Source organism: Microbispora sp. H10830 (genome assembly GCF_014161375.1).
GTDB classification, from domain to species: domain Bacteria; phylum Actinomycetota; class Actinomycetes; order Streptosporangiales; family Streptosporangiaceae; genus Microbispora; species Microbispora catharanthi.
In genome coordinates this window covers 68,991-91,577 of the sequence record NZ_JABBWX010000025.1, presented here as the reverse complement: position 1 = coordinate 91,577, position 22,587 = coordinate 68,991, and the positions used below count along the sequence as shown (strand labels likewise).

Here is a 22,587-nt window from a genome sequence, read left to right as displayed (position 1 = left end):
CCGGTTACATTCCGAACCCGGAAGTTAAGCCTGTCAGCGCCGATGGTACTGCACCGGGGACGGTGTGGGAGAGTAGGACACCGCCGGACAATCTTTGTGGAGGGCCACCCCGATGGGGTGGCCCTTCCGCATTTCCCGGGGAGGATTTCCCCCCGCCCCCCGCCCCCCCGGTGCCCTGCGCCGGCTCGTGCGGGTGTCGCGGACAGCATGTGCTGGCGCGTGTGGGTGTGTTGGTGGTGTGGGTGCCCCGGCTGTGGTTGGCCGGGGCTTTCGCATGTCCAGGGGTTGGTTGCGGGCCGGCGCCGATCCGGACCGCCGTCGGAACGCCGTCGGAATGCGGTTGGGATTGTGCTGCGGGGCCGCACTCCGGCAGCGCAAACAGCCCGGGGGAGCCGACCTGGCCGGGGGCGCGAGCAGCGGCCCGGGAGGAGCGGAGCAGGCGGGAGGGAGGACCGCAGCGAAGGCCCAGCGGAGCGGGCTTCGCGAGGACCGGACCTTCCGACCGGCGCAGTGACGTCCCAACCCCACCGACCCCAACCCACCCGGCCCCAGTCCCTACCGCCACCGGGCGATGTGATGGCGTTCCCGCTAATGGCTAGGGTTACGGAGGTGACCGAGCGAATCATCCGTTTGCTGGCCCGCCACCTGCCCGGCTACGCGGTCAGAACCGTCGAGCGGCTGGGCGAGGGACAGGACAACGCGGCGTATGAGGTCAACGGTGAGTTGGTCATACGGCAGAGCAAGATCGGCGACTCGGCTTTCCACGAGGACTCGGCTCTCCACGGCGATCTCGCTCTCCGCGAGGACTCGGCTTTCCACGGTGATTCGGCTTTCCACCGTGATTCGGCTTTGCGCGCCGAAGCGGTGAGGCGAGAGGCGGCGTTGCTTGCCGCCGTGAGCGAGTTGTCGCCGTTGCCGGTGCCGCAGCCGATTTTCGTGGATGAGGAGGCGGGCGTCCTCGCGTACCGTAAACTGTCCGGCCGTCCGCTGAACCTTCACCCGGTCAAGGAGCCCGCGCGTCTGGCGGGTCCCCTGGGCGATTTCCTGAGCCGGCTCCACGCGGCGCCGGTGGAGCGGATGGAGGCGTTCGTGCCGCGTGACACCTATCCAATGAGCGAGCTCCTGGAGGAGGCCGAAGGACACTACCGGGACATCGTGGCCCACGTGCCGCTGACCGCCCGGCGGATGGTCGAGGACTTTCTCGGCACCGCGGCCCCCGCAGGGCCTGGCGTGCTGACGTTCTGCCACAACGACCTGGGCAGCGAGCACCTGCTGGTGGACGTCGAGGCCAGTGCCGTGACGGGAGTCATCGACTGGACGGACGCGGCCATCGCCGATGCCGCGTACGACCTCGCGCTCGTCTACCGGGACCTCGGACCCGAGGTCTACGGGTGGACGCTGGCGCATTACCAGGGCAGCCACGACGACGCGGACCACGAGCGGGTGCTCTTCTACGCCCGGTGCGCGCTGCTGGAGGACGTTGCGTACGGTCTGCGCTCGGGCGTGCGGTCGTACGCGGACGCCGGTCTGGCCCACCTCGGCCGCACCTTCTCCTGAGAGCCCCCTTGACGGCGATCCGGGCCGAGAGCTGCGGTCAGCCGCTGACCAACCGGTAGCCCACTCCTCGGACGGTCTGGATCATCGTGTCCTCCACGTCGCCGAGCCGTGCGCGCAGGCGCTTGACGTGGACGGCGATGGTGTTGGTGGACATCCCGTCGTTCGAGTGCCAGACGTTGCGCATGATCTGCTCGCGGGTGACCGTTCTGTCCGCATTGCGCATCAGATAGTGCAGCAGCTCGAACTCGCGCAGCGGCAGGTGCACGACGCGCCCGCCGACCTTCACCTGGTATGCCGTCACGTCGAGCTCCACGTCGCCGATCGTCAGCACGGTCCGGTGGCCGTCATGCCGGCGGAAGGCCGCCTGGACGAGGGGGAGAAGCTCGGGCACGCGGTATGGCCTGGCCACGCAGGCCGTGGCACCCGCCTCCAGCGCCTGCAGGGCCTGCTCGGCGTCGCTCCCGAAGTCGATGCCGAGCAGGACGGGCACGGCTCGCATGAGCCGTACGGCGCGGACGAAGTCGACGGGGCCGACGATCGGGAGGGAGGCGCAGATCAGCACGGCGTCGGGCCGGAGCGCCCCGGCCTGCAGCAGCGCCTGGGCGCCGTCCGGTACGCCGGTCACGTCGACGCCCGCGGCCTGCATGGCCGTCGAGAGCTGCCGCACCAGACCCGCGTCCGGATCGGCCACCAGGAGCATGGGCGCCGTCCGAGTGTCCCCCTCCACTGCGGGTGCCGTCACCCGGGTCCCTCCAATGCTGTCAGCCGGAAGCGGTCGTCAGCCGAAGCGGCCCGTGATGTAGTCCTCGGTCGCCTTCTCAGCCGGATTGGTGAAGATCTTCGAGGTCTCGTCCATTTCGACGAGCTTGCCGGGCTGCCCCTGCGCGGCCAGGTTGAAGAACGCGGTCTTGTCGCTGACCCGGGCGGCCTGCTGCATGTTGTGCGTCACGATCACGATCGTGTAGTCCTGCTTGAGCTGGGAGATCAGGTCCTCGATCGCCAGCGTCGAGATGGGGTCGAGCGCCGAGCACGGCTCGTCCATGAGCAGCACCTGCGGGCGTACGGCGATGGCGCGGGCGATGCACAGGCGCTGCTGCTGACCGCCGGACAGGCCCGCGCCCGGCTTGTTGAGCCGGTCCTTGACCTCGTTCCAGAGGTTGGCGCCCTTGAGCGACTCCTCGACGACGCCGTCCAGCTGCGAACGGGAGTAACGGCCGTTGAGCCGCAGGCCCGCGGCCACGTTGTCGAAGATGGACATCGTGGGGAAGGGGTTCGGGCGCTGGAACACCATGCCGATGGTCCGGCGGACCGACACCGGGTCGACGTCCGCGCCGTACAGGTCCTGCTCCTCGAGGCGGACCTTGCCCACGACCCGGGCGCCGGGGATGACCTCGTGCATCCGGTTGAGGGTCCGCAGGAACGTGGACTTGCCGCAGCCGGAGGGGCCGATGAAGGCCGTCACCGACCGGGGCTCGATCGTCATCGAGATGCCCTCGATCGCCTTGTGCGAGCCGTAGTAGGCGTCGAGGCCCGCGACCTCGATCTGCTTGGCCATTTCTTACCTCCTCCTCGCGGGCGAACGCCACCAGGTGATGAGGCGTGCGACCAGGTTGAGCAGCATGACGATCAGGATCAGCGTGAGCGCGCCGGTCCAGGCCCGGTTGATCGCGGTGTCCGTGGGACGGCCGGCCTGATCGAAGACGTACAGCGGAAGCCCCATCTGGGGCCCGTTGAACGGGTCGTTGTTGATGGAGTCGGTGATGAAGACGGTCAGCAGCAGCGGTGCGGTCTCGCCGGCGACGCGCGCCACGGCCAGCATGACGCCGGTCACGATCCCGGTGAAGGCCGTGGGCAGCACGACCTTGACGATGGTGCGCCACTTGGGCACGCCCAGCGCGTACGACGCCTCGCGCAGCTCCCGGGGGACCAGGCGGAGCATCTCCTCGGCTGACCTGACCACGACCGGCATCATCAGGATCGACAGGGCGAGCGCGCCGGCGAAGCCGGAGAACGGCATGCCGAGCACGAGGATCCAGAAGGCCAGGACGAAGAGCCCGGAAACCACGGAAGGGACGCCGGTCATGACGTCCACGAAGAAGCTGATTGTGCGCGACAGCCGTCCGCCCTCGCCGTACTCGACGAGGTAGACGGCGGTGAGCAGGCCGATCGGGACCGCGATGAGCGAGGCGAGCAGGACCTGTTCGAGCGTGCCGATGATGGCGTGGTAGGCGCCGCCGCCCGCGTCGCGCGCCCCGATGTTGCGCATGGAGTGGGTGAGGAACTCCATGTCGAATCGGCCGAGGCCGTTCTTGACGACGAGCCACAGCACCGACAGCAGCGGGATGACCGCGAGCGCGAACGCCAGGTAGACGAGCACCTGGACGAGGCGGTCCTTGGCCCGCCGGGCCGCGGAGATGGGCTGGATTCCGGTCTGTACGGTCACGCTGCGGCCCTCGCGTACTCCTTGCGGCGGGCGATGACGAAGCGGGCGGCCATGTTCACCAGCAGGGTGATGAGGAACAGGACGAGACCCGAGGCGATCAGCGCGCCGCGGCCCACCTCGGTCGCCTCGCCGAAGCCGTTGGCGATGTTGGCGGCGATGCTGTTGCCGTTGGGGCCGAGGATCTGGAACGAGATATTGAACGTCGCCGGGAAGATGAGCGCGACCGCGATCGTCTCGCCCATCGCGCGGCCGAGGCCGAGCATGGCGGCGCTGATGACGCCGGGCCGGCCGAACGGCAGGACCGACATCCTGATCATCTCCCAGCGGGTCGCGCCGAGCGCGAGCGCGGCCTCTTCCTGCATCTTGGGGGCCTGCAGGAAGATCTCGCGGGAGATCGCGGCGATGATCGGCAGGATCATGATCGCGAGCACGAGCGACGCCGTGAGCATGCTCTTGCCGACCACGGTGTCACCGCCGAACAGCGGGATCCAGCCGAGGTAGTCGTTGAGGAACTTCGACGGGGCCAGCATGAACGGCACGAGGAAGGTGACGCCCCACAGGCCGTACACCACGCTGGGGACCGCCGCGAGGAGGTCCACCACGTAGCCCAGGACGGAGGCGAGCCGCCGGGGTGCGTAGTGCGAGATGAACAGCGCGACCCCGACCGCCACCGGGGTGGCGATGACCAGCGCGAGCAGCGAGCTCAGCACGGTGCCGAAGGCGAGCGCCCCGATGCCGAAGACGGGCTTGGTGGCGTTCGGCTGCCAGGTCAGTTCGGTCAGGAAGTGGGACGTGTTCGCCTGGAGGGCGGGGACGGCCTTGACGACCAGGAACACCCCGATAGCGGCCATGATCGCCAGAAGGACGATACCGGCCCCGGTCGAGGCGAAGCGGAACGGGCCGTCGCCGCGGCTGCGCCGGAAGGCGGACCGGCGCATGGCCGGCCCGCTCTCCCTGGTTCTGGTTGGTGTCGCCATCTGGTTAGGCGATCGCCTCGACCGCGGTGCGGACCTTGGTGAGCAGGCTCGACGGCAGCGGGGCGTAGCCGAGGCTGGTCAGCGCCTGCTGGCCCTCGTCGCTGGCGGTGTAGGTGAGGAACGACTTGACCAGCTTCGCGTCCTCGGCCGCCAGGCCCTTCTCACAGGTGATCTCGTACGTCACGAGCACGATCGGGTAGGCGCCCGCCGCCTTGGTGGCGTAGTCGATCGAGAGCTTGAGGTCGTTGCCGGTGCCCTCGATCTGGGCGGCCTCGACGGTCTTGGCGGCGCTCTCCGGGGTGAGCTCGACGAACTCACCGGAGCCGTTGGCGACCTTGGCCTTCTGGAGCTGGGAGTTCTCGGCGAAGGACAGCTCGACGTAGCTGATCGCGCCCTCGGTGCTCTTGATGCTGGAGGCGATGCCGTCCGAGCCCTTCGAACCCTGGCCCTGCGCCTCGGCCGGCCACGCCTTCGCGGGCTCGTACGGCCAGTCGGCGGTGGCCTTGAGGAACTTGGTGAAGTTGTCGCTGGTGCCCGACTCGTCCGAGCGGTGGAACGCCTGAATGGCGGTCGAGGGCAGCTTGGCGTCGGGGTTGTCGGCCTTGATGGCCGGGTCGTCCCACTTGGTGATCTTGCTGTTGAAGATGCCGCCGATGGTCTTCGGCGAGAGCTGCAGGCCGTCCACGCCCGGCAGGTTGTAGACGACGGCCACCGGGCCGGTCACCATCGGCAGGTTGATGGCCTTGCCGGTCTTGCAGCGGGCGTCGGCCTGGGCGGGCTCGCCCTTGTCCTCCTTCAGGGCCGAGTCGGAGCCGGCGAAGGCCACGGTGCCCTGGATGAACGCCTGGACGCCGGCGCCGGAGCCGCTCGGGTTGTAGTTGATGCTGACGCCGGGGTTCGACGACTGGAAGTTCTTCTTCCACTCCGCGATGGCGTTCGCCTGGGCCGAGGAGCCGGCGGCGTTGATGGTGCCCTTCGCGGTGTCGTCGCCCTGCACGGGAGCGGCGGCGCTGGAGGTGCCCCCCGCGGTGCTCGTGTTGTCATCGGTCCCGCATGCGGCGAGCGAGAGCACGCCGGCGATGGTGGCGGCGGCGAGCCGGCCTGCATACTTCACGGTTGTTCCTCCCCATGTCTTCTCAACATCAGGGACGGTAGGGAGCCAAGGTGACCTAAAACCTTGGTAAAGGTGAACGGGTAATGAACGCGCCCAGTCGCTCTTGTGCGGCTCCGGAAGAGATAACGAGCAGGTCACGGGCGTTATAGGAGAGGATCGAGTTCATGAAGCGGGTATGTCTGGTCTGCATGGGGAACATCTGCCGATCGCCGATGGCCGAGGTCGTGCTGCGCCGTACGCTGGCCGAACGCGGGCTCGACGTCGAGGTGGACAGCGCCGGCACCGGGGGCTGGCACGCGGGGGAGCCGATGGACGATCGGGCCCTGGCGACGCTGGCCGACCACGGCTACGACGGCTCGTCCCACCGGGCCCGCCAGTTCGACCGGGCGTGGTTCGCCGAGCGTGACCTCATCCTCGTGATGGACCGGGACAACCTGCGCGCCGTACGGCGGATCGCCCCGCCGGACGCGGACGTCCGGCTGCTGCGGTCGTTCGACCCGGCGGCTCCCGAGGACGCCGAGGTGCCCGACCCCTACTACGGCGGACGCGAGGGTTTCGTCGAGGTGCTGCGGATGGTCGAGGCCGCCTGCGAGGGGGTGGCGAAGTACCTTGAGGATCACTAGGGATCTCGGCGGCGGACACGCCTGGACGCTGCACGAGGGCGTGCTCGACGACGGCCGCAGGGTGTTCGTCAAGAAAGGCGCCGGCGAGAAAGGCGCGGACGCGTCCGCCGTCCTCGGCAGCGAGGCGGCGGGGCTGCGCTGGCTGGCCGAGCCGGGAGCGGTCGCCGTCCCCGAGGTGTTCGCCGCGGACGGCGGCGTGCTGGTGCTGGAGTGGATCGACACCGTCCCCGCGACGGCCGGGGCCGCCGAGCGGTTCGGGCGTGAGCTGGCCGCCCTGCACGCCGCAGGGGCCGCGGACTTCGGCGCCCCCTGGCGCGGCTACATCGCCGAGCTTTCGATGAGCAACGAGCCCGCGCCGGACTGGCCGTCGTTCTACGTGTCCCGCCGCGTGCTCCCGTTCGTACGGCTCGCGCGCGACCGTGGCGCGCTGTCGGCCGCGGACGCGGAGCTGGTCGAGGAGGCGTGCGACCGGGTGGCGGCGGTCGCCGGGCCGGCCGAGCCGCCGAGCCGGATCCACGGCGACCTGTGGAGCGGAAACCTGCTGTGGTCGGCGGACGGGGTCGTGCTGGTCGATCCCGCCGCCCACGGCGGCCACAGGGAAACCGACCTCGCGATGCTGGCGCTGTTCGGGGCGCCGCACCTCAACACGATCCTCGCCGCCTACCGCGAGGCGGCGCCCCTCGCGGACGGCTGGCGCGAGCGCGTGCCGCTGCACCAGCTCCACCCGCTCGCCGTCCACGTCTGCCTGTTCGGCGAGGCGTACCGCGGCAGCCTCCTCACCGCCGCGGGCGACGTGCTGGCGTTGTAGGGCTCAGCGAGGGAGTTGCAGGGCTCAGCGGGGCGACAGGCGCTTGAGCACCTCGTTGTGGAGCAAACCGTTGGTGCAGACGAGGTTGCCGCCGTCGAGGGGCGGGGTGCCGTCGAGCGAGGTGCAGGAGCCGCCGGCCTCCTCCACGATGATCGTGAGCGCGGCCATGTCCCAGGGGGACAGCTCGGGCTCGGCGGAGATGTCCGCCGCGCCCTCGGCGACCATCATGTGCGACCAGAAGTCGCCGTAGCCGCGGGTGCGCCAGCAGTCCCTCGTGAGGTCGAGGAACGGGTCGAGCCGTCCGGCCTTCTCCCATTCCTCGAGGTCGGAGAAGGAGAAGGAGGCGTCGTCGAGGCGGCCGACCGAGGAAACCTCGCAGCGCGTGGCCTTGCTCAGACTCCGCCCGGTCCACGCGCCGCTCTCCTTGGCGGCCCACCAGCGGCGGCCGAGCGCCGGGGCCGAGACCACGCCCACGACGACCTTGCCGTGCTCCATCAGCGCGATCAGCGTGGCCCACACGGGGACTCCGCGTACGTAGTTCTTGGTGCCGTCGATCGGGTCGACGATCCAGGAGCGCATGCCGTAGCCGGTCATCCCGAACTCCTCGCCCACGACGGCGTCGCGGGGGCGGGCGCGGCGCAGCGTGCCGCGGATCGCCTCCTCCACGGCCCGGTCGGCGTCGCTGACCGGGGTGAGGTCGGGTTTGGTGTCGACCTTGAGGTCCACGGCCTTGAAACGGCGCATCGTGATGTCGTCGGCGGCGTCCGCCAGCAGATGCGCGAGGTGCAGGTCGTCGCGGTACTCCGTCACAGGCCCAACGTATCGTGCCGCGACCTGCTCACATCAGAGGAAGGATCGCTCCATACCGTACCAGCCGGTAACATCCCGGCCATGGACATCGGCGCCTTCATGCTCGACAGCGTCCCGTTCGCGCGGCTGCTGGGCATCACGTTCGACTCGATCGGCAGCGGTGAGGCGGTCGCCCGTCTGGCCGACCGGGGGGACCTGCACAACCACGTGGGCGGCCCGCACGCCGGCGCCCTGTTCACGCTGGCCGAGACCGCCTCGGGCGCGGCCATGCTGTCGGCCTTCGGCGACCAGTTGTCCCGTGCCGTGCCGCTGGCGACCGAGGCGAGGATCGGCTACCGCAAGCTCGCCATGGGCGAGGTCACGGCCGCCGCCACCCTCAGGGCCGAGCGGGAGGCGGTCGTCGCCCGGCTGGACGCGGGGGAGCGGCCCGAGTTCGAGGTCGCCGTCGAGATCCGCAACGCCGAAGACGTCGTCGTCTCGGAGATGACCGTCTCCTGGACCCTGCGCCCCAACCGCAAGGGGTGACCCCTCACTCGGTCAGCAGGTCATCCGGTGAGGAACGGGCGAGACCGGCGAGGGTGGCCAGGGCACGCGCCAGCGTCTCGGCCGGGGGTGAGGCCAGGCCGAGGCGGACGGCGTTCGGCGTGCGGTTGTCGCCGACGGCGAAGGCCGCCGCCGGAGTGACGGCGATGCCGTGCCGCGCGGCGGCGGCCACGAACGTGTCGGCCCGCCACGGAGGCGGCAGCTCCCACCAGCAGTAGTAGGACCGGGGGTCGCCGCGGACCGCGAACTCGCCCAGGTGGCGCGTCGCGATCTCCTGCCGGGCCTCGGCGTCCCGACGCTTGCCCCGGCTCAGCGATTCCACGACGCCGTCGCCGGCCAGCCGGGCCGCCGCCTCCAGCGCGAACCGCGGCGGCGCGGAGCCTCCCGAATGCAGCGCCGCGGTCACGTTGGGGACGACGGCCTCGGGCACGACGGCGAATCCGACGGTCAGCCCCGGCGCGAGCCGCTTGGAGAGGCTGTCGACGAGGATCGTGCGCTCGGGGGCCACGGCGGCCAGCGGGGGCAGCTCGTCCCGGAGGAACGACCAGATGCCGTCCTCGATCGCGGGCACGTCCAGCCGCGCGAGCACGGCCGCGAGCTCGGCGCGGCGCCCGACCGGCATGGTGAGCGACAACGGGTTGTGTAGCGTCGGCTGGAGGTAGACCGCTCTCAGTGGTGCCTTGCGGGCGGCGGCCTCCACCGCCTCGGGCACCAGGCCCGCCTCGTCGACCGGCAGGGGCACGAGGGTGACCCCGAGCCGGGTGGCGATCGTCTTCACGACGGGGTAGGTGAGCTCCTCGACGCCCAGCCGCGCACCCGGCGGGACCAGCGCGGCGATGACGGCCGCGATCGCCTGGCGTCCGTTGCCGGCGAAGAGCAGCCGCGCCGGGTCGGGACGCCAGCCGGCGCGGGCGAGCAGGTCCGCGACGGCCTCGCGGGCGTCGGGAGTGCCGGCCGCGCCCACCGGCCGCATGGACGCCTCCAGCACATCGGGGCGCAGCAGCGGCCTGATGCCGTCCCCGAGCAGGCGGACCTGATCGGGGATGACGGGATAGTTGAGTTCGAGGTCGATCCTGGTGCCGCTCGGTTCGGCCAGGGCGGCCCCGGGACGCCGGGGGGAGGCGCGTACGAAGGTGCCGCGGCCGACCTCGCCGACCGTCAGGCCGCGGCGGGTCAGCTCCGCGTAGACGCGCGCCGCCGTGGAGCCGGCGATGCCGCGCCGCCGGGCGAAGTCCCGCTGCGGAGGCAGCCGGTCTCCCGGCCTGAGGCGCCCGGCCGCGATGTCCGCGGCCACCTCGTCGGCCAGCTCCCGGTAGTCCTCCACCGCCGTCTCCTCTCCGCGCCAACGGTGAACGCATCCAAACACAATATTGCTCCGAGAGCAATATTGAATATTGCATTCTTTGTGAGCGGTGCAATAGCCTGAGAAAGCCGTCCGGACCGGCACTGATGAACTGCGAGGAGAGGGCGGCGTCATGGTCGAGACGAGCGCGGTGCTGGGGGTCGTGTCCGTGGCGCTCGGAATGGTGCTTTCGCCGGGCCCGAACATGATGTATCTCGTGTCGCGCAGCATCAGTCAGGGACGCCGGGCCGGAATCATCTCGTTGGGCGGAGTCGTCGCGGGATTCCTCGTCTATCTGACGGCGACGAATCTCGGCCTGGCGGCGCTGTTCGCCGCGTTTCCGCAGGTTCTCACCGCGATACGGCTGGCCGGAGCGGGTTACCTGATATGGCTCGCCTGGAAGACGATCAGGCCCGGCGGCGCTTCGGTGTTCACCGTGCGGGACGTGCCGCACGACCCGCCGCCCCGGCTTTTCGCCATGGGACTGATGACGAACCTGCTGAACCCGAAGATCGCCATTCTGTATATCTCCGTCATTCCGCAGTTCGTCGATATCCGAGCGGGGAACGTGCTTTTCCAGGGCGTCGTTCTCGGCCTTTTCCAGATCGCGGTGGCCGCGACGGTGAACCTGTCTATCGTGCTGGCCGCCGGAAGCGTCGCCGGTTTCCTGGCGCACCGGCCGGCGTGGCTGCGAGCCCAGCGGATCGCCATGGGGAGCATGCTCGGAGCACTCGCCGTAATGCTCGCTTTCAGCCGGAGCGCGTCGTTCTGATCCTCGTCGGCCTAGTCTTCGTCGGCCTAGTCTTCGTCGGCAGAGCCCTCGCGGCTGGCGAGCAGCCGCCGCAGGGACTCCAGGCGCGCCGGATCCGCGTGCCCCTCGGCGACGTAGCGGTCGAGGGCGCAGTCGTCGCCGAGGTGGGTGCAGCCCTTGGGGCATTGGGCGGTGGCGTCCACCAGGTCGGGAAAGGCGGCGAGCACGGTATCCACCGAGACGTGGGCGAGCCCGAAGCTGCGTACGCCGGGGGTGTCGATGATCCAGCCGCCCTCCGGCAGTTCCAGGGCGACCGCGGAGGTGGAGGTGTGCCTGCCCCGGCCGGTCACGGCGTTCACGTGGGACACGGCCCGGCGGGCGTGCGGCACCAGCGCGTTGACCAGGGTCGACTTGCCGACCCCCGAGTGGCCGACGAGCACGCTGATGCGGTCCGCGAGCGCCTCGCCCAGGTCGTCGAGCGGACCGCCCTTGCGGACGACCACGTACGGCACGCCGAGGGGCTCGTACAGCGCCACGAGGTCCTCGGCGGGGGCCAGGTCGGCCTTGGTGAGACACAGCAGCGGCTCGATGTCGGCGTCGTAGGCCGCGACGAGCATCCGGTCGATCATCCGGGGACGTGGCGGGGGATCGGCGAGCGCGGTGACGATGACCAACTGGTCGGCGTTGGCGACGATGGGGCGCTCGATGTCGTCCACGTCGTCGGCGCTGCGGCGCAGCATCGCGGTGCGCTCCTCCACACGGACGATGCGCGCCAGCGTGTCGGGCTGCCCGGTCACGTCGCCGACCAGCGCCACGCGGTCGCCCACGACGATGCCCTTGCGGCCGAGCTCGCGGGCCTTCATCGCCACGACGAGCGTCCGCTCGCCCCGTCGCTTCTTCGGCGTCGTGGAGCGGGGGACGCCCTCGCCGACCAGGCAGGTGTAACGCCCGCGGTCGACGGCCACCACGAAGCCCTCGACGGCCTCGCTGTGGGCAGGCCGGATCCGGGTCCGGGGCCGTGAGCCCTTGCCCGGCCTGACCCTGACGTCGTCCTCGTCGTAATGCCGCTTTCTCAGTGTCCGCGCCCCGATCGCCCGGCGGGAACCAACCCGCCGCTCATGCCATCTCCTCGGTGCCCAGCATCGCGGCCCACATGCGCGGGAACTCGGGCAGCGTCTTGGCGGTCGTCGCGATGTCCTCGACCTCGACGCCCGGCACGGCCAGGCCGATGACCGCGCCCGCCGTGGCCATGCGGTGGTCGGCGTACGAGTGGAAGACGCCGCCGGTCAGCGGCCGGGGGTGGATGTCCAGGCCGTCGTCGGTCTCCCGGGCGTCGCCGCCCAGCCGGTTGATCTCCGTGGCCAGGGCGGTGATCCGGTCGGTCTCGTGCCCCCGGATGTGCGCCACGCCCCGGATGCGGGACGGTCCGTCGGCCAGCGCGGCCAGCGCGGCGATCGTGGGGGTGAGCTCGCTGACGTCGCGCAGGTCGGCGTCGATGCCCCGCACCCGCCCTTCGCCGGTCACCCGCAGGCCCTCCGGCACCCGCTCGACCCGCGCGCCCATCTCGGCGAGCAGCCCGCGAAGCGCGTCGCCGCCCTGCGTCGTCTCCTCCGGCCAGTCCGGCACGACGACGGAGCCTCCGGTCACCAGGGCCGCCGCGAGGAAGGGAGCGGCGTTGGACAGGTCGGGCTCGACCGTGACGTCCCTGGCCAGGATCGGGCCGGGCTGCACCCGCCACACGTCGCGCTCGGAGTCGTCCACCTCGACTCCCGCCTGGCGCAGCATCTGCACGGTCATCTCGATGTGCGGCATCGACGGGACGGGCGGGCCGCTGTGCCGAACGGTCACGCCCTTCTCGAAGCGCGCGGCGGCCAGCAGCAGGCCGGAGATCATCTGCGAGGAGACCGACGCGTCGAGGGTGACCTCGCCGCCCGGGATCGGCCCGCGGATCGTGAACGGCAGCGCGTCGTTGTCCACCGACGCGCCGAGCGCGCGCAGCGCGCCCAGGATCGGGCCCATCGGCCGTTTGCGCGCGTGCGGGTCGCCGTCGAAGAAGACCGGTCCGTCGGCCAGCGCGGCGACCGGGGGCACGAACCGCATGACGGTCCCGGCCAGCCCGACGTCGACCGACGCCCCGCCGCGTACGGGATGGGGGGTCACCGACCAGTCCACGCTGTCGGCGCTCTCGTTGGACGGCGTCATCTCGGCGCCGAGCGAGCGCAGCGCGGCCGTCATCAGGTCGGCGTCGCGGCTGCGCAGCGCGAGCCGTACGGTGCCGGGGGCGTCGGCCAGCGCGGCGAGCAGCAGCGCGCGGTTGGTCACCGACTTCGAGCCGGGCAGGCGGACCGTCGCACGGACCGGCTCGGCGGACACCGGGGCGGGCCAGAGCGGTGCGGCGGCGTTCTTCTCGACGCCGTTCTGATCGATGCCGTGCGGCACGGCGCCGCCGGACGCGGACTGCGGAGAGGCCATGCCGCAAGCTTAGTGCGCGCACGCTCGTCCGCACCGTCGTGAGAGCGCGTGCGGCCCGCGCGAGTGGCAGTCTTGTGGCATGTGCGGGAGGTACGCGTCTGCGCGCAAGAAGCAGGAGTTGCTGGAGGAGTTCCAGGTCGAGCTGGACGGGGTGCCCGACCAGGTGCCCGGTGGCGAGCTCCGGCCCGACTACAACGTCGCGCCCACGAAGAACGTCTACGCGGTCATGTGCCGCGTGCCGAAGGACGACGGCGGCGAGAGCCCTGGCGACGAGCCCGTCAGGCAGTTGCGGGTGGTCCGGTGGGGGCTCGTGCCGAGCTGGGCCAAGGACCCGTCGGTGGGCTCGCGGATGATCAACGCCAGGGTGGAGACCGTGGCGGAGAAGCCGTCCTACCGCAGGGCGCTGAAGTCGCGGCGCTGCCTGATCCCGGCGGACGGCTACTACGAGTGGATGCCGCTGGAGGGCAAGAAGAAGCAGCCGTTCTTCATCCACCCCGCCGACGGCGGCGTGCTGGCGATGGCCGGCCTGTACGAGTTCTGGAAGGACCCCACCCGCCCGGACGACGACCCGCTGAAGTGGCTGTGCACCTGCACGGTGATCACCACCACGGCGACGGACAAGCTGGGCCGCATCCACGACCGGATGCCGATGATGGTCGAGCGCGACCGCTGGACGGAGTGGCTCGACCCGCGCCTGACCGACCCCACCGGCCTGCTCGTCCCGGCTGGCCCGGACCGGCTGGAGGCGTACGCCGTGTCGGACGCCGTCAACAGCGTCCGCCACAACGGCCCCGAGCTCCTCGAGCCCCTGGAAGGTGACGACGTCCCGCGCCTGTTCTGAACGGTCCCCGAACGGGACGTTCCCGGCCCGGACGCGGGCGGAGCCGTTCTCGCTGTCCTAACGCGGACAACCCGTTGATCGGAGTCAGGGCCGGACGTACGCTCCGGTGGCGCTTGCACGACATGTACGTAACCCGCCACTCTCAGTCATTTGGAGCGTTACATGTCCCTGACGAACGACCTCACGCGCACACCGGCCGAGCCGAGAACGGTCGGCTTCGGACCGCTGAAGGCGACGGTCGACTACACGAAGCTACGTCTCCTCCCCGAGAGCAAGTACCCCGAATACTTCAACCGTGTCTACCGCCTGTTCACCGGGCTGGAGATCGATGTCTGGCCCCAGATCGCGCAATACCAGGGCGAGGACAAGCTCTGGCTGGCCCACGCCCTCCACCTGTACGGCACCAACCTGGACGTGCTCCCCGAGGACTTCGACCACACCGCCGCGGTGAGCCGCCTGATAGGCCGGGCGACGCTGCGTACGGCCATGCCGGGCGCCGAGAACGACGCGTTCGAGCGGGAGGTGCTGCGGGCGAGCGGATGGGTGAGGGCGGCGGTCGTCCGGAAGCTCGCCCCGCTCGACACGGCGGTGGCGGCGAAGCTGAACCTCATCTACAACCCCCCGGGCTCCAGCCAGGACGGCGAGGGGAAGACGAAGGTCGGGCCGCTGCAGGCGAACGTACTCAAGGAGCTGGCCGACCTGCTGGCGAAGGTGGTGGACGAGCAGCTCCGGCACTGGGCACCGCCCACGGGTAGGCAGTCCGAGCCGGAGTCGCTCGACCACCTCAGGCGCATCGCCGAATTCCTCCAGCTGTTCGTCACCGTCGGACTCCGGCCGTACGCGGACGCCTGGGAGGAGGGGCCCTACTTCGACGGCTTCCGTTACGGCGAACGCCTGCAGAGCACCTGGGAGCTGCCCGCCGGGCCCGCCGAGCGGCTGAACTGGATGATGAACAGGGCGCAGGCGGTCGGCTGGGACAAGCAACGAGGGGCGCTGCTCGCCAAGGCGAACTACGACGCCTCCCGTTCCGGCGACCGGGAGACGCTGCGCGCCCTGCTGGAGGAGCGCCTGTCGACCGACGCGACCCTGAGCAGGAGGGTCGGCGCCATGGTCAAGCTGACCGCGGCGCACAGCGGAGGCGAGGGCAACATCTCCGTGCAGCCGATCTTCCCGAGTCCCGTGTGGGGGACGAAGTCCGACTGGCGCTGGCGGGTGATCAGAACGCTCGTGCACGAGTTGATGCACCGGCTCACCCACCCCCGCTTCAGGGAGACGGCGGACGGGATCCGGCACAGCCAGATCATCAGTGAGGGCTTCGTCGATCTGCTGACCGTGGACGTCTACACCCAGCTCTGGGACGCGGTGTCCAGGTCGGGCAGGGGTGCGCAGGTCCTGCTCAAGGGCCTCGACGTGACCAAGGAGCCGGACCCGTCGTTCCTGAAGGTCGGCTACGGCGAGGCAGGGGCCTCCGCGGCGGCGATCCGTGACCTCGTGGGCGACGACAACGTCCGCGCGGCCTTCTTCCTCGGCGCGACGCACCTCATCGGCCTGCCCACGCGCCAGTGAACCCGCACCGGTGAGCCCGCGCCTGTGAGCCCGCGCCTGGGGCGGCTGCCGAGCAGGTCAGGGGTGTAAGCGGCGCGCGAAGTGGGCATCCGTTCGAGAAAGCGGTCGCACGGCAGGTGACCGGCCGCTGACCGTCCAGGAGACCGGGGGCTCCTGGACGGGTGATTCCCCCACTCCCGGAGGTGCGGATCCGTGGACGTCGCGACCGCGCGTATGCGCCTGGAAAGCATGCTCGCCGAGCTCGACCGGTCGATCAGCGTGCTGCGTGGGGATCCGGCCGGGCGCGACAGGTCCCTCGCCGACGCGGGAGCCGACCTCACCGACGCCGACCGGACCCGGGCCATGCTCGACGCCGCGTCCCGGCAGCGTACGGCCGTGCTGGCCGCGCTGCGGCGGCTGGACGACGGTGGTTACGGCCGCTGCGTCGACTGCGGCACGCTCGTGCCGGAGGGCAGGCTGGAGGCCCGCCCCGAGGCGGCCCGCTGCGTGCAGTGCCAGTCACGGACCGAGCGCCGCCGGTGACCAGCCCGAGCGCCGTTCCGGAGAGCGTTCACATCGGCTTGCGGGCGCTGGCCACCAGGTGGATGCCGACCGTGTCGTCGCCGTCGGCCTCGGTCTCGAGCTCGGTGCGGACCAGCCAGGACAGCGACTTGCTCTCCGAGCTCAGCACGTGGTCGACGGTGGAGGGGGACAGCACGGTGCGCGGGCGCACCCACTCCACCTCGAGGCCGGCGCCGGTGATCAGTTCGCGTATCTGCTGGCTGGTGAAGCAGCGGGTGATGCTGCCGTCGGGCCAGGGGATGAGCATGACCTCGCCCGTCTGGCACAGGTGCGCCCAGTAGTTCTGCTCGGCCAGGATCGCCATCCCGAGGACCAGCGAGTCGACGCACAGCAGCGCGCGCCCGCCGGGCCGCAGCACCCGGGCCACGTCCTCGATGACGGACTCCGCCATGATCTCGACCGACAGCACCCGCTCCTCGGCGATCACGCCGTCCACGCAGCCGTCGGGCAGGAAGCCGAGGTTGTCGGCGCGCACCTTCTGTATGCGGTCGGAGGCGTCGCGCAACCACGGTTCCGCCGGCCTGCGGAAGTCCATGACCTCGATCACCCGGTGACCGGCGCGCGCCGCCTGGGCCGGCCAGCGCCCCCGTCCGCCGGACAGGTCCAGCAGGAGGGAGGGGCGGCCGGGCAGCCACTGGCGCAGCTGTTCGGCGACGACCGCGTGATAAAAGGTCCAGTACGGTCCAAGCGTGCCCGGGCCGTTGAGTTCGTTGGCCGGTATAGGCAGCACGAGCGGCTCCTGGACTCTGGCTGCCCCGCGCCTGGGCGTGCGGCAGCGAAACTCGGTTTCCGGGCTACCAAGCCGGTGCTTACTTTTTTCCCCGCACCGGGTCGTTCGTCACCTCAATCTGCACCGGGAACAGACTCTACGCCCGCCCTGTTGCAGTTGGGCATGAAGACGTTGGTGCTGCCAGAAGGCCTCGACGGGCTGGACGTTGCCGGGCCGGTATCCTCGGCTGGGTACGGTGTCCTTAAGGGGGTGGGTCCGGTCTCCAAGACAGCCGAGGAGACTCTGGAGCAGCGCAGCGAGCGGTTCGAGCGCGACGTCATGCCGTTTCTCGACCAACTGTACTCGGCCGCGCTCCGGATGACCCGAAACGCAGCGGATGCGGAGGATCTCCTGCAGGAGACCTTCGCCAAGGCGTTCGCCTCCTTCCACCAGTTCCAGGAGGGGACGAACCTCAAGGCCTGGCTCTACCGCATCCTCACCAACACGTTCATCAACAGCTACCGGAAGAAGCAACGGGAGCCCAAGCAGGCGGGCACCGAGGAGATCGAGGACTGGCAGCTCGCCCGGGCGGAGTCGCACACGTCCAGCGGGCTGAAGTCGGCCGAGATCGAGGCGCTCGAGCACCTTCCCGACAGCGACGTGAAGGACGCTCTCGCCGCGCTCCCCGAGGAGTTCCGCATCGCCGTCTATCTGGCGGACGTGGAGGGCTTCCCGTACAAGGAGATCGCCGAGATCATGGGCACGCCCATCGGGACCGTGATGTCGCGCCTCCACCGGGGCCGCCGGCAGCTGCGCAACCAGCTTGAGGACTACGCGCGCGAGCGCGGCCTCGTGCGGTCGGACTCCCGCGGCGCGGGTCTCGGCGGGACGCTTGGCGAGGAGGAGCGATGAGCTGCGGGAACCACCACGACACCCCGTGTAGCGAGGTGCTCGACCGGGTGTACACCTACCTGGACGGTGAGCTGGACAGCGACCGCCTCTCGGAGATAAGGAAGCACCTCGACGAGTGCTCTCCCTGCCTGGAGGAGTACGGCCTCGAGGAGGCCGTCAAGCGGCTCGTGGCCAAACACTGCGGGTGCGACCCTGTCCCGCAGGATCTGCGCAGCAAGGTGCTCACCCGGATCGAGCAGGTACGCGCCGAGATGGCCGACTAGTTCGGCGGTTCCGAGGGGCGACGGCCGGGTGGCACGGCCATTCGCCGCGCCCTGCCCCCGCGAGGCGCGCCTCCATCGTGGGGGCGTGATCGGGCCGTGCCGGGGCAATGCTCGTTAGGATCTTCCGTTACAGGCCGGGAAGGGCGGGGACATGCGGGCACTGGTCACGGGCGGGGCGGGGTTCATCGGATCGACCCTCGTCGATCGGCTGTTGGGGGACGGCCACGAGGTCGCGGTGGTGGACGACCTGTCGTCCGGCCACGTGCGCAACCCCGACGCCCCCCTCCATGTCATGGACGTGCGCGACCCGGCGCTCGCGGAGCTCGCCGAACGCTGGCGGCCGGAGGTCGTCTGTCACCTCGCCGCGCAGATCAGCGTGCGCAGGAGCGTGGCCGACCCGCTGACCGACGCCGGGATCAACGTCGAGGGCACGGTGAACGTCCTGGAGGCCGCCCGCCGCGCCGGAGCCCGCAAGGTCGTCTACTCGTCCTCCGTAGCCGTCTACGGCAGGCCGGCCGTGATTCCCGTCCCGGGCGACGCCCCCACCGATCCACGCTCGCCGTACGCCGCCTCCAAACTCGGCGGTGAGCTGTACCTCGCCACCTACCGGGCGCTGCACGGGCTCGAATACACCACGCTCGTGCTGTCGAACGTCTACGGGCCGCGCCAGTCGCCCGAGGGCGAGGCCGGGGTGGTCGCCATCTTCACCGACGCCCTGCTGGCGGGAAAGCCCACGGTCGTGTACGGCGACGGCTCCCAGACGCGCGACTACGTCTTCGTGGAGGACGTGGTGGACGGCTTCGCCCGCGCCTGCGGGCCCCACGGCGACGGCCGCCGTGTCAACCTCGGCACCGGCGTCCAGACCACCGACCGTGAACTGCACAGCCTGATCGCCGCGGCGGCCGGAGCGCCGGACGAGCCCCGCTTCGAGCCCCCTCGCATGGGCGACCTCCCCGCGATGGCCGTCGACCCCGCCCCGGCGTACGAGGCGCTCGGCTGGCGTCCCCGGCACGACCTGCCCACGGGCCTCAAGGCCACCGTCGAATGGGCCCGCCAGGCGCTCGTCTGATCGCGTGCGCCGGTTGAACCGCCGGCCATGGCGGGACGTCTCTCGTGTTCGGCTACGAGGAGGGGCCGCCCGCGGGCGTGCACATCTGGTACGGCTGCACGCCGAGCGTCGGCAACGGCATGCTCCAGGCCGACGTGGACGACGACGTTCGTCGGCTGATGGCCCGGTTCGCCCCGTGAGAAGGCACTGACAAACCGGTGCAATTGCACGCCGTGTGATGGCTTGGTTACGGTTTGGCTGCGATGGTCGCGACATCCCGGACCGGCAGTCGGCCCTTCTGTAGCCTGAGTGCGACATCGACGTGGAGGCGGCGCAATGCTTGGGAAGACCGTCGTCAGGCTGATAGTGGCGCTGGCGCTGCTCACTCCGGTGGTGGCTCTGGCCGGTCTCGCGGCCGGCACCCCGGGGATCTCCTGGACGTAGTCACTGCCCGTGGGCCGGTCCGGCAGGGCCGGCCCACGGGTCCGATCCGCATTCAAGGTGGCCGCCATGCGGGAACTTCCGTGGCCCGCCAGGGTCTACTTCGTCGCGCTCGTCGGAACCGCCGGTCTCGTGATCACGCGCGGTCTCCTCGCGCATCACGGGCTCGTGGCGGAGGACTGGTCGGCGCTTCTCGTCCTGGCGCTGCTCTTCCTGCTCTGCGAGTCGGTGCCGACGCTGCTCAACGTGCCGCACGTCGCGGTGTCGGTGAGCTTCTCCGCCGCGCTGGCCGCCGTGGTGCTCGTCGGCCCGGAGGGCGCGGCCCTGGTCGGCCTGGCCGCGGTCGTGAGCGTGCGCCCCGGCCTGCCGATGGTGAAACGGCTGTTCAACGGCGCGCAGTACGCCCTGTGCGGGTACGCCGCCGGATGGGCCTACGAGAGCACGGGGGGACGGGCCGACCTGCCCGAGCCGGCCGACTTCCCGGGCATCCTCGTGCCGTACGCCGCGGCGACGGTGGTCTTCGTGGCCGTCAACTTCGCGCTGACCGCGGTCATCCTGCGGCTGGCGTCCGCGGTGCACAAAGACCAGGTCTCGCTCCGCGCGATGGTGCAGTTCCTGAGCTCCTACGTCGGCTTCGCCACCTTCGGCCTGCTGATCGCGGCCCTGTGGTCGACTGTGCAGTCGATCTCGGCCGTGCTCGTGCTGCTGCCGCTGTTCGTGGCCCGGTGGGCCTTGGGGCACTACCACGCCGAGCATCGGGCGTACGACGCGACGATCGCGGCGCTGTGCCAGGCGGTGGAGACGAAGGACTACTACACGCGCGGGCACTGCACGCGGGTCTCCGCGGCCTCCTCCATGATCGCTGAGGAGATCGGGATGGGCACCGAGCGGCTGCGCGCGATCCGGTACGCGGGCATGCTCCACGATGTGGGCAAACTCGGTGTGCCGACCAAGGTGCTGCAGAAGGACGGTCGCCTGACCGAGGAGGAGTACGCCGCGATCCAGCTCCACCCGATGCGCGGGCTGGAGATCGTGCGGGGCATCGACTTCCTCGACGAGGCGTTCGCCGGGATCATGCACCACCATGAACGACATGACGGGAAGGGCTACCCGATGGGCCTGGCCGGCTCGGAGATCCCCGAGTTCGCCCGGATCATCGCGGTGGCCGACGCGTTCGACTCCATGACCTCCGACCGCTCCTACCGCAAGGCCAAGTCGATCGAGTTCGCGGTGACCGAGCTGCGCAAGAACGCCGGAACCCAGTTCGACCCCGACATGGTGTGCGCGTTCGTCAAGGCGCTCGACCGGCACGGCTGGGACCTGGCGCAGCCGGTGCCCGTCCCGCCGGACGACGCGGCCGTGGAGACCACGGTGAAGGACCACGACGACCCGACGACGCCCATCCAGGTGGTGTCGGAGCGGTGAGGGAGCGTCGGCTGACGGCCAGGCCGGTGGGGCTCGACTCGGGCCAGCTCCTGCTCATCTGCGCCGCCGGGATGCTGACCGTGGCGGGGATCGCCCACACCGCGGCGGAGGGCCTGACCGATCCGCGGGTCGCCATCGGGTTCGGCGCGCTCATCGCCGCCGGAGAGCTGGCCCGGCTCACGATGCCCGGCAACCGCGAGGTCGCCCCGATCTCCACCGCCGCCTCCCTCGGATACGCCCTGCTGCTCGACGTGGGCGGACGGCCGGCGCACCATTCGGCCCTGCAGGTCGTGGCGGTGATGTCGGTCGGCATGATCGCGGGCGGGCTGCCGCACCTGGCGGTCGGCCGGCCGCCGCGTCTCGACGCGATGGCCCGGCGGCTGCTCGCCGGGTCGCTGCTCGCCTTCGCCTACCGGCCGCTCGCCGGGCCGCTGGGGGAGCTCGCACGCGACACGGCCGACCGGCACGGGAACTGGTGGCCGGCGCTCGGCGTGATGGCGGTGCTCGTCACGGTCATGCTCGTGGCCGACGTGGTGATCGCGGCCATGCTCAGGGCCGACCAGGTCAGGACCGCGTTCGTCGTGGCCGTACGGGACGAGATCAGGATGGCCGCGCCGCTCGGCGCCGCCGTCGCGGCGTCGGGCATCCTGCTCGCGCTCGCCTCGCACAGCATGGACATGACCGCGCTGCCCGCGTTCGCCGCGCCGCTGCTCGTCACGCAGGTGGCGTTCCGCAAGTACGCCGGCATCCGGGCGACCTACCTGCAGACCGTGCGCGCGCTGAGCCGGGTCACCGAGGTCGGCGGGTACGTCGAGCCGGGCCACTCGCGCCGCGTCAGCCAGCTGTCGGTCGCCATCGGCCGGGAGCTGGGCATGGCGGAGCCGCAGCTGCTGGAGCTGGAGTACGCCGCGCTCATGCACGACATCGGCCAGCTCTCGCTGCGCGACCCGATCCCCGGCGGCGCGACCGTGCTGGCCGACCCCGCGCAGGCGCGGCGGATCGCCGAGCTGGGCGCCGAGGTGATCAGGAAGACCGGCGTCCTCCATGGCGTCGCGGAGATCGTCCGGCGGCAGTGCGACACGCTCGCCGAGTCCCCGCCGATGGCCAGCCGCATCATCAAGGCCGCCAACGCGTACGACGACCTCGTGGGCGGCTCGACCGACAGGGACCGCGCGGCGGCGGCTCTGGAGCGGCTGCGCCTCGACGGCGGGTCGGCCTACGACCCCGGAGTGGTGGAGGCGATGGCGCGCGTCGTCGACCGGCTCGTGCTCGTCACGCGCTTGTAGCAGACGTAGCATCGGAACGCCTTCAACGGCACGCCGGGTCCGTCGGTGTTGTGGCGACCCTACAGATTCGGCCCCCGCGTTCAGTCGGAACGGGC

At 70.8% G+C, this 22,587-nt stretch carries 24 protein-coding genes and 1 rRNA gene; 15 read left to right on the top strand and 10 right to left on the bottom strand.

Annotated elements, in window-relative coordinates; translation table 11 throughout:
* Both rrf and HHX35_RS39430 read left to right on the top strand, forming a co-directional pair.
* Window positions 1-89 (top strand): 5S ribosomal RNA (rrf, locus tag HHX35_RS39435); the annotation flags it as partial.
* Between the two features lie 520 nt (window positions 90-609).
* The gene (locus tag HHX35_RS39430) at window positions 610-1,557 is read left to right on the top strand and encodes a phosphotransferase (RefSeq protein ID WP_182903689.1); all 948 of its coding nucleotides are present in this window, start codon (window positions 610-612) and stop codon (window positions 1,555-1,557) included.
* Between the two features lie 37 nt (window positions 1,558-1,594).
* Here the strand turns inward: HHX35_RS39430 and HHX35_RS39425 are convergent, their stop codons facing one another.
* The 5 genes from HHX35_RS39425 to pstS are packed head-to-tail and all read right to left on the bottom strand — an operon-like array spanning window position 1,595 to window position 6,091.
* The gene (locus HHX35_RS39425; protein WP_310739624.1) at window positions 1,595-2,299 is read right to left on the bottom strand and encodes a response regulator transcription factor; all 705 of its coding nucleotides are present in this window, start codon (window positions 2,297-2,299) and stop codon (window positions 1,595-1,597) included.
* A gap of 36 nt (window positions 2,300-2,335) precedes the next feature.
* Entirely contained in the window at window positions 2,336-3,112 is a 777-nt protein-coding gene (pstB, locus tag HHX35_RS39420; RefSeq protein ID WP_139580852.1) for a phosphate ABC transporter ATP-binding protein PstB, read from the bottom strand.
* A gap of 3 nt (window positions 3,113-3,115) precedes the next feature.
* Complete coding sequence (pstA, locus tag HHX35_RS39415; RefSeq protein ID WP_139580853.1) at window positions 3,116-4,000, bottom strand: phosphate ABC transporter permease PstA; 885 nt, start codon at window positions 3,998-4,000, stop codon at window positions 3,116-3,118.
* Entirely contained in the window at window positions 3,997-4,977 is a 981-nt protein-coding gene (pstC, locus tag HHX35_RS39410) for a phosphate ABC transporter permease subunit PstC (protein ID WP_182903688.1), read from the bottom strand. Before pstC ends, pstA begins: the two co-directional genes overlap by 4 nt.
* 4 nt (window positions 4,978-4,981) lie before the next feature.
* Complete coding sequence (pstS, locus tag HHX35_RS39405; protein WP_139580855.1) at window positions 4,982-6,091, bottom strand: phosphate ABC transporter substrate-binding protein PstS; 1,110 nt, start codon at window positions 6,089-6,091, stop codon at window positions 4,982-4,984.
* Window positions 6,092-6,255: 164 nt separating this feature from the next.
* Between pstS and HHX35_RS39400 the strand changes: the two genes are divergently transcribed.
* Window positions 6,256-6,714, top strand: a complete 459-nt coding sequence (locus tag HHX35_RS39400) for a low molecular weight protein-tyrosine-phosphatase (protein ID WP_182903687.1) — start codon at window positions 6,256-6,258, stop codon at window positions 6,712-6,714.
* On the top strand, window positions 6,701-7,522 hold the full coding sequence (locus tag HHX35_RS39395) for a fructosamine kinase family protein (RefSeq protein ID WP_182903686.1): 822 nt from the start codon (window positions 6,701-6,703) through the stop codon (window positions 7,520-7,522). Before HHX35_RS39400 ends, HHX35_RS39395 begins: the two co-directional genes overlap by 14 nt.
* A 24-nt stretch (window positions 7,523-7,546) precedes the next feature.
* On the opposite strand, the gene hisN is transcribed toward HHX35_RS39395, so the two are convergent.
* Window positions 7,547-8,332: a histidinol-phosphatase gene (gene hisN / locus HHX35_RS39390; RefSeq protein WP_139580858.1), complete on the bottom strand. Its 786-nt coding sequence runs from the start codon at window positions 8,330-8,332 to the stop codon at window positions 7,547-7,549.
* A gap of 81 nt (window positions 8,333-8,413) precedes the next feature.
* On the opposite strand from hisN, the gene HHX35_RS39385 reads away from it, so the two are divergent.
* Complete coding sequence (locus tag HHX35_RS39385) at window positions 8,414-8,857, top strand: DUF4442 domain-containing protein (RefSeq protein WP_182903685.1); 444 nt, start codon at window positions 8,414-8,416, stop codon at window positions 8,855-8,857.
* Between the two features lie 4 nt (window positions 8,858-8,861).
* Here HHX35_RS39385 and HHX35_RS39380 read toward each other — a convergent pair whose 3' ends face one another.
* The gene (locus tag HHX35_RS39380; RefSeq protein WP_182903684.1) at window positions 8,862-10,199 is read right to left on the bottom strand and encodes a PLP-dependent aminotransferase family protein; all 1,338 of its coding nucleotides are present in this window, start codon (window positions 10,197-10,199) and stop codon (window positions 8,862-8,864) included.
* A 151-nt stretch (window positions 10,200-10,350) separates the two neighbouring features.
* Here HHX35_RS39380 and HHX35_RS39375 point away from each other — a divergent pair, with 151 nt between their 5' ends.
* A complete protein-coding gene (locus tag HHX35_RS39375) occupies window positions 10,351-10,989 on the top strand; it encodes a LysE family translocator (RefSeq protein ID WP_182903683.1) in 639 nt (212 codons plus the stop codon).
* A gap of 26 nt (window positions 10,990-11,015) precedes the next feature.
* Here HHX35_RS39375 and rsgA read toward each other — a convergent pair whose 3' ends face one another.
* Both rsgA and aroA read right to left on the bottom strand, forming a co-directional pair.
* On the bottom strand, window positions 11,016-12,044 hold the full coding sequence (gene rsgA, locus HHX35_RS39370; RefSeq protein ID WP_182903697.1) for a ribosome small subunit-dependent GTPase A: 1,029 nt from the start codon (window positions 12,042-12,044) through the stop codon (window positions 11,016-11,018).
* Window positions 12,045-12,084: 40 nt separating this feature from the next.
* Window positions 12,085-13,440 carry a 3-phosphoshikimate 1-carboxyvinyltransferase gene (gene aroA, locus HHX35_RS39365; RefSeq protein ID WP_182903682.1) on the bottom strand — a complete coding sequence of 452 codons (1,356 nt, stop codon included), beginning with the start codon at window positions 13,438-13,440 and terminating at the stop codon, window positions 12,085-12,087.
* 79 nt (window positions 13,441-13,519) lie between these two features.
* Between aroA and HHX35_RS39360 the strand changes: the two genes are divergently transcribed.
* The 3 genes from HHX35_RS39360 (at window position 13,520) to HHX35_RS39350 (ending at window position 16,369) form a co-directional block, all read left to right on the top strand.
* Window positions 13,520-14,281, top strand: coding sequence for an SOS response-associated peptidase (locus HHX35_RS39360; RefSeq protein ID WP_182903681.1), 762 nt, complete (start codon window positions 13,520-13,522; stop codon window positions 14,279-14,281).
* Between the two features lie 162 nt (window positions 14,282-14,443).
* Window positions 14,444-15,847 (top strand): hypothetical protein, encoded by a 1,404-nt coding sequence (locus HHX35_RS39355; protein WP_182903680.1) that lies wholly within the window; start codon window positions 14,444-14,446, stop codon window positions 15,845-15,847.
* 192 nt (window positions 15,848-16,039) lie between these two features.
* Window positions 16,040-16,369, top strand: a complete 330-nt coding sequence (locus HHX35_RS39350) for a TraR/DksA family transcriptional regulator (protein ID WP_182903679.1) — start codon at window positions 16,040-16,042, stop codon at window positions 16,367-16,369.
* A gap of 28 nt (window positions 16,370-16,397) precedes the next feature.
* Here the strand turns inward: HHX35_RS39350 and HHX35_RS39345 are convergent, their stop codons facing one another.
* On the bottom strand, window positions 16,398-17,138 hold the full coding sequence (locus tag HHX35_RS39345) for a methyltransferase domain-containing protein (protein ID WP_182903678.1): 741 nt from the start codon (window positions 17,136-17,138) through the stop codon (window positions 16,398-16,400).
* A 249-nt stretch (window positions 17,139-17,387) separates the two neighbouring features.
* Here HHX35_RS39345 and HHX35_RS39340 point away from each other — a divergent pair, with 249 nt between their 5' ends.
* The 6 genes from HHX35_RS39340 (at window position 17,388) to HHX35_RS39320 (ending at window position 22,492) form a co-directional block, all read left to right on the top strand.
* Window positions 17,388-18,029, top strand: coding sequence for a sigma-70 family RNA polymerase sigma factor (locus HHX35_RS39340; protein ID WP_036408640.1), 642 nt, complete (start codon window positions 17,388-17,390; stop codon window positions 18,027-18,029).
* Window positions 18,026-18,292 carry a mycothiol system anti-sigma-R factor gene (rsrA, locus tag HHX35_RS39335; protein ID WP_182903677.1) on the top strand — a complete coding sequence of 89 codons (267 nt, stop codon included), beginning with the start codon at window positions 18,026-18,028 and terminating at the stop codon, window positions 18,290-18,292. The genes HHX35_RS39340 and rsrA overlap by 4 nt, the downstream gene beginning before the upstream one ends.
* A gap of 151 nt (window positions 18,293-18,443) precedes the next feature.
* Window positions 18,444-19,361: an NAD-dependent epimerase/dehydratase family protein gene (locus tag HHX35_RS39330; RefSeq protein WP_182903676.1), complete on the top strand. Its 918-nt coding sequence runs from the start codon at window positions 18,444-18,446 to the stop codon at window positions 19,359-19,361.
* A 44-nt stretch (window positions 19,362-19,405) separates the two neighbouring features.
* Window positions 19,406-19,540 carry a hypothetical protein gene (locus HHX35_RS44260; protein WP_259405811.1) on the top strand — a complete coding sequence of 45 codons (135 nt, stop codon included), beginning with the start codon at window positions 19,406-19,408 and terminating at the stop codon, window positions 19,538-19,540.
* A 310-nt stretch (window positions 19,541-19,850) separates the two neighbouring features.
* Complete coding sequence (locus tag HHX35_RS39325) at window positions 19,851-21,206, top strand: HD-GYP domain-containing protein (protein WP_182903675.1); 1,356 nt, start codon at window positions 19,851-19,853, stop codon at window positions 21,204-21,206.
* On the top strand, window positions 21,203-22,492 hold the full coding sequence (locus HHX35_RS39320) for an HD domain-containing phosphohydrolase (protein WP_310739622.1): 1,290 nt from the start codon (window positions 21,203-21,205) through the stop codon (window positions 22,490-22,492). The genes HHX35_RS39325 and HHX35_RS39320 overlap by 4 nt, the downstream gene beginning before the upstream one ends.
* Window positions 22,493-22,587 lie beyond the last annotated feature (95 nt).

What these genes read in the sequence shown, in the direction of transcription:
- pstB (WP_139580852.1), bottom strand. Translation starts at nt 3,112, where the DNA reads ATGGCCAAGCAGATCGAGGTCGCGGGCCTCGACGCCTACTACGGCTCG.
- pstC (WP_182903688.1), bottom strand. Translation starts at nt 4,977, where the DNA reads ATGGCGACACCAACCAGAACCAGGGAGAGCGGGCCGGCCATGCGCCGG.
- HHX35_RS39400 (WP_182903687.1), top strand. Translation starts at nt 6,256, where the DNA reads ATGAAGCGGGTATGTCTGGTCTGCATGGGGAACATCTGCCGATCGCCG.
- HHX35_RS39385 (WP_182903685.1), top strand. Translation starts at nt 8,414, where the DNA reads ATGGACATCGGCGCCTTCATGCTCGACAGCGTCCCGTTCGCGCGGCTG.
- HHX35_RS39375 (WP_182903683.1), top strand. Translation starts at nt 10,351, where the DNA reads ATGGTCGAGACGAGCGCGGTGCTGGGGGTCGTGTCCGTGGCGCTCGGA.
- aroA (WP_182903682.1), bottom strand. Translation starts at nt 13,440, where the DNA reads ATGGCCTCTCCGCAGTCCGCGTCCGGCGGCGCCGTGCCGCACGGCATC.
- HHX35_RS39360 (WP_182903681.1), top strand. Translation starts at nt 13,520, where the DNA reads ATGTGCGGGAGGTACGCGTCTGCGCGCAAGAAGCAGGAGTTGCTGGAG.
- HHX35_RS39355 (WP_182903680.1), top strand. Translation starts at nt 14,444, where the DNA reads ATGTCCCTGACGAACGACCTCACGCGCACACCGGCCGAGCCGAGAACG.
- rsrA (WP_182903677.1), top strand. Translation starts at nt 18,026, where the DNA reads ATGAGCTGCGGGAACCACCACGACACCCCGTGTAGCGAGGTGCTCGAC.
- HHX35_RS39330 (WP_182903676.1), top strand. Translation starts at nt 18,444, where the DNA reads ATGCGGGCACTGGTCACGGGCGGGGCGGGGTTCATCGGATCGACCCTC.
- HHX35_RS39325 (WP_182903675.1), top strand. Translation starts at nt 19,851, where the DNA reads ATGCGGGAACTTCCGTGGCCCGCCAGGGTCTACTTCGTCGCGCTCGTC.